This is a genomic window from Mitsuaria sp. CC2, assembly GCF_048957715.1.
Classification (GTDB): Bacteria; Pseudomonadota; Gammaproteobacteria; order Burkholderiales; family Burkholderiaceae_C; genus Roseateles.
The window spans coordinates 118,586-132,426 of record NZ_JARVXN010000027.1 but is presented as its reverse complement, the minus strand read 5'-3'; the positions used below and the strand labels follow the sequence as shown (position 1 = coordinate 132,426).

At 69.5% G+C, this 13,841-nt stretch carries 13 protein-coding genes; 7 read left to right on the top strand and 6 right to left on the bottom strand.

The window, feature by feature from the left end; all coding sequences use genetic code 11:
• Window positions 1-4 precede the first annotated feature (4 nt).
• The 6 genes from PV762_RS18340 to PV762_RS18315 all read right to left on the bottom strand — a co-directional run bounded on the left by PV762_RS18340 (window position 5) and on the right by PV762_RS18315 (window position 7,064).
• A complete protein-coding gene (locus PV762_RS18340; protein ID WP_421036437.1) occupies window positions 5-916 on the bottom strand; it encodes a carbohydrate ABC transporter permease in 912 nt (303 codons plus the stop codon).
• A gap of 16 nt (window positions 917-932) precedes the next feature.
• A complete protein-coding gene (locus tag PV762_RS18335) occupies window positions 933-1,829 on the bottom strand; it encodes a carbohydrate ABC transporter permease (protein WP_421036436.1) in 897 nt (298 codons plus the stop codon).
• Between the two features lie 141 nt (window positions 1,830-1,970).
• A complete protein-coding gene (locus PV762_RS18330) occupies window positions 1,971-3,224 on the bottom strand; it encodes an ABC transporter substrate-binding protein (protein WP_421036435.1) in 1,254 nt (417 codons plus the stop codon).
• 58 nt (window positions 3,225-3,282) lie between these two features.
• Window positions 3,283-4,482, bottom strand: coding sequence for a maltoporin (locus tag PV762_RS18325; RefSeq protein WP_088408278.1), 1,200 nt, complete (start codon window positions 4,480-4,482; stop codon window positions 3,283-3,285).
• Window positions 4,483-4,810: 328 nt separating this feature from the next.
• Window positions 4,811-6,322, bottom strand: coding sequence for a sensor histidine kinase (locus tag PV762_RS18320; RefSeq protein ID WP_421036434.1), 1,512 nt, complete (start codon window positions 6,320-6,322; stop codon window positions 4,811-4,813).
• 22 nt (window positions 6,323-6,344) lie between these two features.
• Window positions 6,345-7,064 carry a response regulator transcription factor gene (locus PV762_RS18315; protein ID WP_421036433.1) on the bottom strand — a complete coding sequence of 240 codons (720 nt, stop codon included), beginning with the start codon at window positions 7,062-7,064 and terminating at the stop codon, window positions 6,345-6,347.
• Window positions 7,065-7,220: 156 nt separating this feature from the next.
• Here PV762_RS18315 and PV762_RS18310 point away from each other — a divergent pair, with 156 nt between their 5' ends.
• The 7 genes from PV762_RS18310 to PV762_RS18280 all read left to right on the top strand — a co-directional run bounded on the left by PV762_RS18310 (window position 7,221) and on the right by PV762_RS18280 (window position 13,832).
• Complete coding sequence (locus PV762_RS18310; RefSeq protein WP_421036432.1) at window positions 7,221-7,436, top strand: hypothetical protein; 216 nt, start codon at window positions 7,221-7,223, stop codon at window positions 7,434-7,436.
• A 255-nt stretch (window positions 7,437-7,691) separates the two neighbouring features.
• Complete coding sequence (locus PV762_RS18305; protein ID WP_421036431.1) at window positions 7,692-8,825, top strand: acyl-CoA dehydrogenase family protein; 1,134 nt, start codon at window positions 7,692-7,694, stop codon at window positions 8,823-8,825.
• A 14-nt stretch (window positions 8,826-8,839) separates the two neighbouring features.
• The gene (locus tag PV762_RS18300; protein ID WP_421036430.1) at window positions 8,840-9,745 is read left to right on the top strand and encodes a methionine ABC transporter ATP-binding protein; all 906 of its coding nucleotides are present in this window, start codon (window positions 8,840-8,842) and stop codon (window positions 9,743-9,745) included.
• A complete protein-coding gene (locus tag PV762_RS18295; RefSeq protein WP_377155778.1) occupies window positions 9,738-10,412 on the top strand; it encodes a methionine ABC transporter permease in 675 nt (224 codons plus the stop codon). Before PV762_RS18300 ends, PV762_RS18295 begins: the two co-directional genes overlap by 8 nt.
• A 92-nt stretch (window positions 10,413-10,504) precedes the next feature.
• Window positions 10,505-11,314 (top strand): MetQ/NlpA family ABC transporter substrate-binding protein, encoded by an 810-nt coding sequence (locus PV762_RS18290; protein WP_421036429.1) that lies wholly within the window; start codon window positions 10,505-10,507, stop codon window positions 11,312-11,314.
• Between the two features lie 11 nt (window positions 11,315-11,325).
• Complete coding sequence (locus PV762_RS18285) at window positions 11,326-12,819, top strand: LLM class flavin-dependent oxidoreductase (protein WP_421036428.1); 1,494 nt, start codon at window positions 11,326-11,328, stop codon at window positions 12,817-12,819.
• Window positions 12,816-13,832, top strand: a complete 1,017-nt coding sequence (locus tag PV762_RS18280; RefSeq protein WP_421036427.1) for an aliphatic sulfonate ABC transporter substrate-binding protein — start codon at window positions 12,816-12,818, stop codon at window positions 13,830-13,832. The genes PV762_RS18285 and PV762_RS18280 overlap by 4 nt, the downstream gene beginning before the upstream one ends.
• The last annotated feature ends 9 nt before the right edge of the window (window positions 13,833-13,841 follow it).

Genomic DNA, 13,841 nt, shown 5'->3' with positions numbered 1-13,841 from the left:
CTCCTTAACCCTTGACGGCGCCGGCGGTCAGCCCGCGCACGAAATACTTGCCCGCGACCACGTAGACCACGAGCGTCGGCAGCGCGGCGATCAGCGCCGCGGCCATGTCCACGTTGTATTCCTTGACTGAACTGGACGTGTTGGCCAGGTTGTTCAGCCCGACCGTGATCGGCTTGCTGTCGGCGCCGGAGAACACCACCCCGTACAGGAAGTCGTTCCAGATCGAGGTGAACTGCCAGATCAGCGTCACGACCAGGATGGGCGTGGACAGTGGCACCACGATGCGCCAGAAGATCTGCCAGAACGAGGCCCCGTCCAGCGTCGCCGCCTTGATGAGTTCGTCCGGCAGGCCGGCGTAGTAGTTGCGGAAGAACAGCGTCGTGGACGGCATGCCGGCCAGGATGTGGACCAGGATCAGGCCCCAGACCGAACTGGCGATGCCCAGCGTGCCCAGCACCTGGCTCATCGGCAGCAGCACGACCTGCATCGGCATGAACACGCCGAACAGCAGCAGTCCGAACAGCAGTTCGCTGCCGCGGAAGCGCCACTTGGTCAGCACGTAGCCGTTGATGGCGCCCAGCGCCGTGGAGATCAGCACCGCCGGCACGACCATGAACACCGAGTTCATGAAGAAGGGCTTCAGCCCGCCGCAGTCGGTGCCGGTGCAGGCGCTGGTCCAGGCCTTGGACCAGGCCGCCAGCGACGGCGCCATGGGCACCGACAGCAGCGTGCCGTTGCGGACCTCGTCCATGCTCTTGAGCGAGGTGCTGACCATCACGTACAGCGGCAGCAGGAAGAAGAAGGCGAACACCAGCAGCACGGCCCACAGCAGCACGCGCTGCGCGGTCAGGCTGCGGGATCCCCCCGAGGAGGGAGGACCGGACGGGGGACGGGAGGGGGAGGTGAGGGTACTCATGGGGCGGCGCTCGCGGTCACTGCTTCGAGCGGAGCTCGGAATAGAGGTAGGGGACGACGATGGCGGCGATCGTGGCGAGCATCACCGTGGCGCTGGCCGCGCCCAGGCCGATCTGGCCGCGCGAGAACGCCATCGTGTACATGAAGGTCGCCGGCAGGTCGGTGGCGTATCCGGGGCCGCCCGCGGTCAGGGCCATCACGAGGTCGAAGCTCTTGATGGCAATGTGCGCCACGACCATCAGCGTCGAGAAGAACACCGGCCGCAGCGTGGGGATGATGATGCGCCAGTAGATCCGGGGCAGCGACGCGCCGTCGACCTGCGCGGCCTTGATGATCGAATCGTCGATGCCTCGAAGGCCGGCCAGGAACAACGCCATCACGAAGCCCGCCGACTGCCACACGCCGGCGATGACGACGCAGTAGATCGCCATGTCCGGATCGACCAGCCAGCCGAAGCTGAAGTTCTCGAAGCCCCACTGCTGCATCAGGTGCTCGATGCCCAGCCCGGGATTGAGGATCCACTTCCACGCCGTGCCCGTCACGATGAAGGACAGCGCCATCGGGTACAGGTACACCGTGCGCAGCACGCCTTCGCCGCGGATCTTCTGGTCCAGCAGGATGGCCAGCAGCAGGCCCACGGCCATCGCGCCGCCGATGAACAGCGCGCCGAAGATCCCGAGGTTGGTCAGGGCCAGCCACCAGCGTTCGTTGTCGAACAGCGCGCGGTACTGGTCCAGGCCGACGAACTCGTAGTTCGGCAGCAGCCGCGACGCGGACAGCGACAGGTAGCCGTTCCACGCCATCAGGCCGTAGATGAAGAGGAAGGAGACGAGGAAGGTCGGCGCGACGACCAGCTTCGGAAGCCAGGGGCTGCGAGGGGCTCGGGGGGCTGGGGAGGCTCGGGAGGAGGACATGCGGAGGCGCGGACCTGAGGAACGCGCCGCGGGCGGCGCGTCGGGACTACGGAGCGGGGCGGTCCAGTCTGTGCGATGGGTCCGCGCCCTCGGGGCCGACGTCGCCGGTGTCGTCGAGGACGCCGGCGACGCCTGTGACGATTACTTCGTCTTGGCGGCCGACGCCAGTTTCGCCTGGGCGTCCTTGGCCGTCATCTTGTCGCTGTTCCAGAACTGGCTCACGACGTCCTTCATCGCGCCTTCGGCCGCGGCGGAGACCGCCATGCCGTGGGCGATGGACGGCACCAGGGTGCCCGACTTGGCATCGGCGGCGAAGTCCGCGGCGGACTGCTTGGCGCAGTCGTCGAACTTGTCCATCTTCATGCCGGTGCGCACCGGGATCGAGCCCTTGTTCAGGTTGAACAGTTCCTGGAAGTCCGGCGACATGATCGCGGTGGCCAGGTCCTGCTGGGCCTTCTCGTTGGCGGCGTTCTTCAGCTTGAACAGCGCGAAGGAGTCGATGTTGAAGGTGAAGGCCTTCTGCGTGCCCGGGGCGGCGACGCACAGCACGTCCTTGCCCGGCGTCTTGCCCGCGGCGACCCATTCGCCCTTGGCCCAATCGCCCATGATCTGCATGCCGGCCTCGCCCTTGATCACCATCGCGGTGGCCAGGTTCCAGTCGCGGCCCGACGCGTTCTTGTCGGTGTAGTCCTTGATGCGCTTGAAGGTGGTCAGCACCTTCTCCATCTGCGGGCCGGTCAGCGTGGCCGGGTCCAGCTGCACCAGCGCCTTCTTGTAGAAGTCCGTGCCGCCGACACCCAGGGCGACCGCCTCGAAGGTGGTGAAGTCCTGCCAGTTCTGGCCGCCGTGCGCGACGGGGATCAGGCCGGCCTTCTTCAGCGCCTCGGCGGTGACGAAGAACTCGTCCCAGGTGGTGGGCAGCTTGGCGTTGGCCTTCTTCAGCGCCTCGGGGTTGACCCACAGCCAGTTCACGCGGTGCACGTTGACCGGCGCGGCGATGTAGTGGCCCTGGTACTTCATGATGTTGGCGACCACCGGCGGGATCACCTCATCCCACTTGCCGGCCTTGGCGACGGCGTCGACGTTGGTCAGCACGCCTTCGGCGGCCCATTCCTGCAGCGACGGGCCCTTGATCTGCGCGGCGGCCGGGGCGTTGCCCGACACCACGCGCGACTTCAGCACCGTCATCGCGGAATCGCCGCCGCCGCCGGCCACCGCGAAGTCCTTCCACGTGTGGCCCTGCTTCTGCAGCGTGGCCTTCAGCGCGGTGGCGGCCTTGGCCTCGCCGCCGCTGGTCCACCAGTGCAGGACCTCGACCTCGCCGGCCTGGGCCGCGCCGGCGGCCATCAGCGCGCACAGCGCGGCGGCCTGGGTCAGTTGCTTGAGCTTCATCATTCGGTTGTCTCCGTGTCTTGAGCTTGAGGATCGCGGGGGATTCTCGGGGGGGATCGCGTCAGAACCAGACTTCGACCTGCGCACCGAAGCTGGTGCCCGAGGTCTCGCCAGCGTAGCCGTCGACGCCGGTGATGTTGCCCGCGGCCTTGTTCCACTTGGCGTGGGTGACATAGAGGCGGAACTCGGGTCGGTCCATCAGCGCCGGGCCGGTGGACAGGGTCGGGGCGAAGGTCACCTTGGTCAGTCGGGCGCGCTGGCCGCCGTCGGGCTTGTACTGCGAGACGCCGGCTTCGCCCAGCAGCTTGAAGTTGCGGGTCACGCCGTAGGACAGGCGGCCGCCGACGGAGGTGGACACCGTGGCCTTGCCGGCGTTGTCCTTCTCGTTGGCCCACAGCAGCATGCCCATGCCGCCCCAGGCGCCCTGCTGGAAGTTCACCGATTCGACGACGCGGAACTTCTTGGCCGCGGAGGTGTCGGTCTGGTTGCCGAAGTTGGAGTTCAGTCCGGTGGAGCCCTGCGCGTACTGCACCCACAGCACGTTGTTGAAGTCCGAGCCGAACAGCTTGGCCTGCACGTGCTTGGCGGTCAGGCCCCAGCCGTTGGTGCCGCCGGCGAACTGCGACTTGGTGGCGGTGCCGAAGAAGGCCAGGGTGCCGTCGGTGTTGGAGTTGATGTCGACATACTCGACGTTGCCGCGGTGGGCCGGACGCTGGTTGTTGTCCTTGTCGTTGGTGTAGTACGCGACGCCGAGCTTGCCCGGACCGACGTTGAGGCCCTTGAAGCCCGCGCCGATGCCGGCCATCTCGGTGAAGTAGGTGTCGACGATGTGGACGTCGCCGCGGCGGCCGCGTTCCTTGCCGGCCCAGACGGTGGCCTCGGGGGCGAAGTCGAAGCCCTTGGCTTCGGCGTACATCTGCGCCAGGCGCAGCTGCTTGGTGTCGTCGGCGTCGGAATGCGGGTTGTAGTAGTCCGTCATCAGCACGACCTTGTAGTCGATGCCGTCCTTCTTGAAGCCCTGGGCAAGCTGGAACTCGCCGTAGATGTCGCACTCGTTGCCGAGGCGGTACTTCATGCCGGCGGTGCCGCCCTGCAGGGCGTAGCAGGCGCGGCTGGCGCCGCCCTTGGTGGTGCCGCCGGGGCCGGCGCGGAAGTAGCCGGTGTAGTCCAGGGCGTGGGCGGAACCGGCGGCCATCAGCAGGCCGGCGGCCGTCGCGAGCGACGAGAGCGTGGTGGTGCGCAAGCGCGAGGTGCGTGTCATGTTCAGTCTCCGGTGGTCTCCGATCGACGGTGCTCCGGGCGTGCCGCCGTTAATCGGACGTTTATCTTTCTTGCATGCGGGCTGAACTTTAATAATTCATTAATGAAACTATATTGGTGCTTACCACTAGCGTTCTGGTGCATCTTTGGGGGTCGTTCACGCGCCGGAAGGGCGCAGAGCGTGTTGTCGGAACGGTCTTGGTGCGTCAGGACGGGCGCAGGGCGCGCAGGTTCAAGGGAGCGCTCGCGGTGGCAAGTCCTGCGAAGACCGACGTGCGATGACAGCGCAGCCGGGACGGCCCGGGCGGCGGCCGCCGCCATGACCAGGCTCAGAGGGCGATCGGGAGGCTCATCGACACGCGCAGTCCCCGCGGCTGGGCCGCCGACAGGGCGATGCGGCCGCCGTGCCGCTCGACGATCTCCTTGACGATCGCCAGGCCGAGGCCGCAGCCGTTGCCCTCGTGGGTGGCGCGGAAGAAGCGCTCGAAGACCTGCTCCCGCAGCGCTTCGGGGATGCCGGGCCCGTTGTCGGTCACGACCAGCTCCGCCCGGTCCGCGCCGTCGTGCGTCTGGACATGGACCTGCACGGTGACGCGGGCGCCGCGGCCCGCATATCGCAAGGCGTTGTCGACCAGGTTGACGAGCGCTTCGCGCAGCAGCAGCGGGATGCCGGTGACCTCGACGGGGCGCTCCACCTGCTCAGGCACGAGGCCCGGCGCGCGCGTTTCGGTGAAGGGCTCCTCGAGCTGCGACGCGGAGGCGCAGTCCGGATCGCAGTCCGGGCCGTCGTAGCCCAGGTCCACGTTCTGCTGGAGCGCGCGCGGCACGAGCTCGGCGGTGACCTCGCGGGCCAGGCGTCCGAGGTCGAAACGCACCGGTGTCTGGCGCGTCAGCGACTCCGGTTCGGTGCGGGCGAGCGCCAGCAGCTGGTTGACCAGGTGGGCGCTGCGGGTGGCGCTCTCGTGCACGCGGGCCAGCCGCATCGTCAGCGGGCCGGGCGGCGCTTCGGCCAGCGCGAGTTCGCTCTGGCTTTTCAGCCCCGCCAGCGGCGTGCGCAACTGGTGGGCGGCGTCGCTGATGAAGCGGCGCTGGCCCTGGACGTTGTGTCGCACGGCTTCGAGCAGATCGTTGATGGCCTGCGCGAGCGAGCGCAGTTCCTGCGGCGCGGCGTCGAGTTCGATGGGGCGCAGGTCGTTGGGCTTGCGGCCCTCGACCAGCCGGCGCAGCCGCGCGATCGGCGCGAGGCCCGCGCCGACGCCGGCCCACACGATCATGCTCATCAGCACGATGAGCAGGGACAGCGGCAGCATGGTGTCGATCAGCAGCCGGCGCGCGAGCAGTTCGCGGTTGGCGCTGGAGCGCGCCACCTGCACCAGCATGGTCTGCTGGGCCTTGGGGTTCTCGCCGAACTGGAGGTAGAGCGCGGCGACGCGCACCTTCGCGCCGGTGCGCGCCTCCTCGGCCTCGATCTCGCCGTCGTAGAACTGCGCCTGGCCCAGCGGCGGGCTGGCCGGCTGCGCGGGCGGGCTGGGCAGGTTGCGGTTGCCGAGGATGAACTTGCCCGGCGGCGAGCTGACCGTGTAGAGCAGCTTGTCGCTGGGGTCGGCTTCGAGCACGTCCTGCGCGGCGCGCGGGAAGTCGATCAGCAGCCCGTTGCCCATGGGCTTGACCTGGCGCGCGAGCGAGCGCGTGGCCTGCAGCAGCGTGGCGTCGACGGCCTCGTTGGCGTAGCGGCCCGCGAGGCGGTAGCTGAAGACCGCGCCGGCCAGCCACAGCACGACCTGCGGCAGCAGCAGCCACAGCAGCAGCTGCCGCTTGAGGGAGAAGCGGGCGGGGGCCATGGGACAGCTGCGGGGGCGCGCCTCAGGCGCGTTCCAGCTCCAGCAGGTAACCCAGCCCGCGCACGGTGCGGATGGCCACCTGCGAGCCTTCGAGCTTGCGGCGCAGGCGGTGGATGTAGACCTCGACGGCGTTGGTGGCCGCGCCGCCGTCGGCGGAGGAAGCCGCCGTGCTGGCCGAGAGGCCGGCCCCCGCGCCGCCGCGGTCGCCCGCCCAGGCCTGGTTGATCTGCTCCTTCGTGATCACGCGGCCCTGGTGCGTCAGCAGCAGGTCGAGCAGGTCGAACTCGCGCGGGCTGAGCTCCAGCATCTCGCCGCGCACCTGCGCGCTGCGGGTCTCGCGCTGCATGCTGAGCTGACCCAGCTCGGTGCTCGCCTTCAACGCGCGGCTGCGGCGCAGCAAGGCCCGCAGCCGGGCCTCCAGCTCGGGAAAATCGAAAGGCTTGGTGAGGTAGTCGTCGGCGCCGGCGTTGAGGCCGGCGACGCGATCCTCCAGGCTGTCCAGCGCCGTCAGGATCAGCACGGGCAAGGAGGCGTCCGTCTGACGCAGCTGTCTGAGGACCTCGATGCCGCCGACCATCGGCAGGCCGAGGTCCAGCACCACCACGTCGAATTGCTGCTTGGCCAGCAGGTACTGCGCGACCGCCCCGTTGGGCGCATGCTCCACGGAGAAGCCGCTGGCGCGCATCTGTTCGCACAGGGCGTCAGCCAGGATCGCGTCGTCTTCGGCGAGCAGCAGGTTCATGAATGGAAGATTAACAGCCCGGCCGCGCGCACTGGCCTGGGGCAAGCCCGGGGCGCCACTCTGGCACGGGACGCCCCGATGTAGGGCAACGCCCGACACGCGGTGACGACGATGCCCTCTCGCGCGAGGCGCGGCGCTTTCGGAATACTCCCCGCCATGCAAGCCAGCGACCTCAAACAGACGCTCTGGCGCGTCGTCTACACCCGCAACGCCAACCTGCAGAGCAGCGGCGATGCGGCAGGGCCATGGCATCCCGACAAGCGTCACATCGAGCAATGCGCGCACCGCATGCGGGCCTTGCTCTCGCAGGACGTCGGCATCCAGAGCAATGCGCAGGCGGCCAAGAACGCCTGCACCTGGCTGAGCGCATAAGCACAGACGAATTTCTCGCTTCGGTCCGCGCGGGCGGACGGGAACACTCGGCGCCATCGCGCAGTGCCGCTCCTGAGTGTTTCCCCGCCGATGACCGCTCCCGTGCTGCGGCGTCTTGACGACGCTCCCCCCGCTCCTTCCTCCGCTTCTTCTTCCGCTACGGCTTCCTCTGCGTCCGCCGCGTCCGCGTCGGCGTCGGCGCTGGAACCCGCCTCCGCATTGACCCGTCTCCTGGGGGCAGGCCTTGACGACGTCGTGGCGCAACTGGCTGCGACGGCTGTGCAGCGCGACCGCGAAGGCGGCCACGCCGCCGAGCAGCGCGAACTGATACGCGCCAGCGGCCTGCTGGCGCTGACGATCCCCGAAGTCCACGGCGGCCTGGGCGGCGGCGTCCCCGAGTTCTTCCAGGTCGTGCGGCGCGTGGCGCGCGTGGACAGCGCCCTGGCGCATGTCCTCGCCTTCCATCATCTGCAGCTCTACGGCGTGTCGCTCTACGGCGGCCCGGCCGCGACGGCGCATGGCGCGCGCCATCTGCGCGAGACGGCCGAGCAGCGCCTGTTCTGGGGCAATGCGCTCAATCCCGCCGACACGCGGCTGACGGCGGCGCGCGACGGCGCCGGATGGCGCCTGGACGGGGTGAAGAGCTTCTGCTCCGGCGCGCTGGGCTCGGACCGGCTGACGGTCTCGGCGACGACGGGCGAGGGCGGCTTCCTCATCGGCATCGTGCCGACGCGGCGCGAGGGTGTGCGCGTCGAGCAGGACTGGGACGCCTTCGGCCAGCGCCAGACGGACAGCGGCACGGTGCGCTTCGACGCCGTGCGGCTGGATGACGACGAGCTGCTGCAGGTGCCGGGCCGGAGCCCGACCCCGCGCGCGACGCTGCGCTCGCAGATCGCTCAGCTGATCATGACCCACCTGTACCTGGGCATCGGCGAGGGCGCCTTCGATGAGGCGCGCCGCTACACGGCGACGCGTGGCCGGGCCTGGTCGGCCTCGGGCGTGTCGCGCGCGGTCGACGATCCGCTCGTGCAGCACCGCTACGGCGACCTGTGGCTGAAGGTGAGGGCGGCGCAGGCCGTGTCGGCCGAGGCGGTCGACCGCCTGCGGCGCGCGCTCGATCGCGGCGAGGCCCTGACCGCGCAGGAACGCGGCGAGGTCGCGGTCGCCGGCGCCGAGGCCAAGGTGCTCGCGCACCGCGCCGGCGTCGAGGTCGGCAGCCAGCTGTTCGAGCTGACCGGCGCGCGCAGCACGTCGGCCGAGTTCGGCCTGGACCGCTTCTGGCGCAACGCGCGGGTGCACACGCTGCACGACCCGGTCGACTACAAGCTGCGCGACCTGGGCCGCTTCTTCCTCGACGGCCGGATCCCCGATCCGACGGCGTATTCCTGATCGAGGAGGTCCCGATGAGCGACCAGAACAGCATCCCAAAGAGCATCCCAAAGAGCGCCCCAAAGAGCGCCCCAAAGAACGACCCGCTGATCTGTCTCGACGGCGTGTCGAAGTCCTTCGCGCTGCCCGAAGGGCGGCGTTTCGAGGCCGTGCGCGAAGTGAGCCTGTCCGTGCGTCCCGGCGAGATCCTCGGCCTGATCGGCAAGAGCGGCGCTGGCAAGTCCACGCTGCTGCGGCTGATCAATCTGCTGGAGCGTCCCGACGCGGGCCGGGTGCATGTCGCCGGCCGCGAGCTGACCGCGCTGAAGCCGACCGAGTTGCGCCGCGAGCGGCAGCGGCTCGGCATGATCTTCCAGCAGTTCAACCTGCTGCAGAACGCGACCGCGGCGGAGAACGTCGCCTTCCCGCTGCGGCTGCACGCCGGCCGCTCGCGCCGCGAGATCGCCGATCGCGTCGCCGAGTGCCTGGCGCTGGTCGGGCTGAGCGACAAGGCCGACCAGTATCCGGCGCAGCTCAGCGGCGGGCAGAAGCAGCGCGTTGCGATCGCGCGGGCGCTGGCGCCGCAACCCGACGTGCTGCTGTGCGATGAGCCGACCTCCGCGCTCGACGCCGAGACCACGCGCGAGCTGCTCGCCACGCTGGCCGACATCAACGAGCGGCTGGGCGTCACGATCGTGATCGTCACGCATGAACTCGAGGTCGTGCAGACGCTGTGCCGACGCGCCGCGGTCATCGCGGAGGGCCGGCTGGTCGAGCAGTTCGACGTCGTCGACGCGACGCGCGTGGCGAGCTCGCCGCTGGGGCTGGAGCTCGCGCGGCTGCAGCGGCAGGCGGCGAACCTCGCCGCGCTGGACGCTTCGGCGCGGGCGACCTCCGAAGTGATCGCGTCGATCGGACGCCGGGAGGTCCGCCATGCTTGAGAACCTCATCGGGCTGCTGCCCGAGATCTGGACCGCGCTCGGCCAGACGGGCCTGATGCTCGCCATCGGTCTCGGCGCGGCCGTGCTGTTCGGCGGCCCGCTGGGCGTGCTGCTGTTCCTGCTGAGCCCGGGCCAGTCGCTGTCGGGCCATCGCGGCGCGGGCCTGCTGCATCGCCTGATCAACGCGGTGGTGAACACCGTGCGCAGCTTCCCCTTCATCATCCTGCTGGTCGCGCTGGTGCCGATCACGCGCGTGATCGCGGGCACCTCGATCGGGCCGCTGGCCGCCGCGGTGCCGCTGTCCTTCGCCGCGATCCCGTACTTCGCGCGCCTCGTCGAGCAATGCCTGCGCGAGGTGCCGCGCGGCGTCATCGAGGCCGCCCACGCGATGGGCGCCTCCGAGACGCAGATCGTCCTGCGCGTGCTGGTGCGCGAGGCGCGCGCCGGCCTGGTGGGCGCGCTGACGGTGCTGGCGATCAGCTTCCTGTCGTACTCGGCGGTGGCCGGGGTCGTCGGCGGCGGCGGCATCGGCGACCTCGCGATCCGCTACGGCTACTACCGCTTCCAGACCGACGTCATGGTGCTGACGGTCGCGATCCTCGTCGTGCTCGTGCAGCTGATCCAGTTCACCGGACAGCGCGTGGCGCGGCGGCTGGACAAGCGCTGAGCGCCGCGCGCTTCCCGCTCTTTCTCTCCCCTTTCCTCCCGCTGTTTTCCTCTTTCTCTTCCTCTTCCTCCCGGACCTCCAAGGACTTCCCGATGACCCTCGCCCGCCGCAGCCTGTTGGCCCTCGCGCTGACCGCCTCCGCACTATCCACGCCGCTGGTCCATGCGCAGGACAAGAAGGAGATCACCATCGGCGCGACCGCCGGCTCCAACATCGAGGTGCTGCGCCAGGGCATCAAGCCGCTGCTGGAGAAGCGCGGGTATACGGTCAAGCTGGTCGAGTTCAACGACTACGTGCAACCCAACATCGCGCTGGCGCAGGGCGCGCTGGACGCCAACTTCTTCCAGCACATCACCTACCTCAACCGCTTCCGCGAGGACCGCGGGCTGGACATCGTGGAGGTGGTGCAGGGGCCGATGGCGCCGTTCGGGATCTACTCGAAGAAGCGCAAGAGCCTGGCCGACGTGAAGTCCGGCGACCGCATCACGCTGGCCAACGACCCGGCCAACCTGGCGCACGGCCTGGCGCTGCTGGCCGACCAGAAGCTGCTGACGCTGAAGCCGGGCGCCGATCCGATCCGCGTGACGGAGAAGGACATCGCCAGCAACCCGCTGAACCTGAAGCTGCAGCCGATCGAGGCGTCGCAGATCCCGCGCACGCTCGACGACGCGGAGTACGCGATCGTCAACGGCAACTTCGCGATCTCCAGCGGCCTGAAGCTCACCGACGCGCTGCTGCTGGAGAAGACGCCCGACCACTACATGCTGGTGCTGGCGGTGAAGGGCAAGGACAAGCAGCAGCCGTGGACGAAGGCGTTGGCCGATGCCTTCCGCGCGCCGGAGTTCAAGGCGGTGCTGGTGCAGAAGTTCCCCGGCTACGCGCGGCCGGCGTTCCTGCAATGAGCGCCAGCGGGTTGAAGCCGATCCGTTTCAACGCTTTCGCGATGAACACGGTGGGGCACCAGTCGCCGGGGCTGTGGACGCATCCGCGCGACGAGTCGCATCGCTACACCGACCCGGACTACTGGGTCGAGCTGGCGCGGCTGCTGGAACGCGGCGGCTTCGACAGCGTGTTCCTGGCCGACGTGCTGGGCGTCTACGACGTGCACGGCGGTTCGCCCGACGCGGCGCTGCGGCGCGCGGTGCAGGTGCCGCTCAATGATCCGCTGGCGCTGGTGCCGCTGATGGCGTCGGTGACGAAGCACCTCGGCTTCGGCGTGACGGTGGCGCTGACCTATGAGCCGCCGTACAGCTTCGCGCGGCGCATGTCGACGCTCGATCACCTGACGCGGGGCCGCATCGGCTGGAACATCGTCACCGGCTACCTCGACAGCGCGGCGCGCAACCTCGGCCACACCGGGCAACGCGCGCACGACGAGCGCTACGACCTGGCGGACGAGTACCTCGATGTCGTCTACAAGCTGTGGGAACTCAGCTGGGAGGACGGCGCGGTCCAGCGCGACAAGGCGGGCCGCGTGTTCACCGACCCGATGAAGGTCCACGCGATCCACCATCGCGGCGAGCACTACCGCGTGCCCGGCGTGCATCTCTGCGAGCCGTCGCCGCAGCGCACGCCGGTGCTGTTCCAGGCCGGCACGTCGAGCCGCGGCCGCGCCTTCGCCGGCCGGCATGCGGAGTGCGTCTTCGTCAGCGGCCCCAGCACGGCCGTGGTGAAGGGCTACGTGAACGGCCTGCGCGATGCGGTCGCCGACTCGGGCCGGGCGCGCCGCGACGTGCTGATCTACGGTCAGGCGTTGATCGTCACCGCGCCGACGAGTGCCGCGGCCCACGCCAAGCACGAGGACTTGAAGTCCCACGTCGACATCGAGGCCGCACTGGCCTTGCTGTCGGGCTGGACCAGCGTCGACTTCAGCCGCTATCCGCTGGACGCCACGATCGACTACCTCGACACCCAGGCGGGGCGCACGGCGCTGGCCTCGTTCAGCAGCGCGGATCCGACGCGTCGCTGGACGGTGGGCGAGGCCGCCGCGTTCATCGGCCTCGGCGGTCGAGGGCCGGTCTTCGTCGGCGATCCGTCGGAGATCGCCGATCAGTTGATCGCGTGGCAGGACGCCACGGGCCTGGACGGTTTCAACCTGGCCTATGCGCTGGCGCACGAGACCTTCCGCGACGTGGTCGATCTCGTGGTGCCGGAGCTTCGCCGCCGCGGCCGCTATCGCCCGGAAGCAGGCGAGGGCGCAGACGTCGCCGACGCACCGAGGACGTTGCGCGCGCGGCTGTTCGGCGCGGGGGACGGCCTCAAGCCGACGCACGCCGGGCGTCGTGTCCGCCTCGGCGAGCCGAATGCCGATACCGCCGCCGCGACCCCCTCGACCACCACGACCGCCGACGGTCGGGATCCCCCACTCACTTCCCTGGACATTCCCCTGACGGAGCCCGTCGCATGACCCGCCACACCGATTCGAAGAACAACAGCCCGACGCGTCGCGATGCGCTCGTCCTTGGCGCGGGCCTCGCCGCCGGACTGGCCGCAGCCCCGTTGCGCGCTCAAGGCGCCGCGGCGCCGAAGGAGCTGAAGCTCGACTTCGCCTACTACTCGCCGACCAGCCTGGTGCTGCGCCGCTTCGGCTGGCTGGAAGAGGACCTGGCCAAGGACGGCACGTCGGTGCGCTGGGTGCTGAGCGCCGGCAGCAACCGCGCGCTGGAGTACCTCAACGCGGGCAGCATCGACATCGGCTCCACGGCCGGCCTGGCCGCGCTGCTGGCGCGCGCCAACGGCAATCCGATCCGCGCGCCCTACATCTTCTCGCGGCCGGAATGGACCGCGCTGGTCGTGCGCCCGGACTCCGGCATCCGCGCGCTCGCCGACCTCAAGGGCAAGAAGATTGCGGCGACCAAGGGTACTGATCCCTATCTCTTCCTGCTGCGCGCGCTGCACACGGTGGGCCTGAAGCGCGGTGACATCGAGCATGTCGCGCTTCAGCATGCCGACGGACGCGCGGCGCTGGAGCAGGGCCGCGTCGATGCGTGGGCCGGCCTCGACCCGCTGATGGCGGCGAGCGAGCTCGATGCCGGATCGAAGCTGCTGTACCGCAACGTCGGCTTCAACACCTACGGCTTCCTCAACGTGCGGGAGGAGTTCCTGAACCGCCACCCGCAGACGGTCAAGCGCGTGATCGCGGCCTACGAGCGGGCGCGTGCGTGGACGCGGGCCAACCCGTCGGACGCCGCGAAGATCCTGTCCGAAGAGGCCAAGGTCAGCCTGCCGGTGGCCCTGCTGCAGGTGAAGCTGCGCAGCGACTTCTCGCATCCGCAGCCGTCGGACGAGCATGTGAAGGCGCTGCAGGCGGCGGCGCCGATCCTGAACGCGGAGCAGCTGGTGAAGCCGGGCGTGGACCTGAACCGCACGATCGCGGAGCTGGTCGACACGCGCTTCGCCAACGGCCTGATCAGGGCGTGAGTCCGGAGC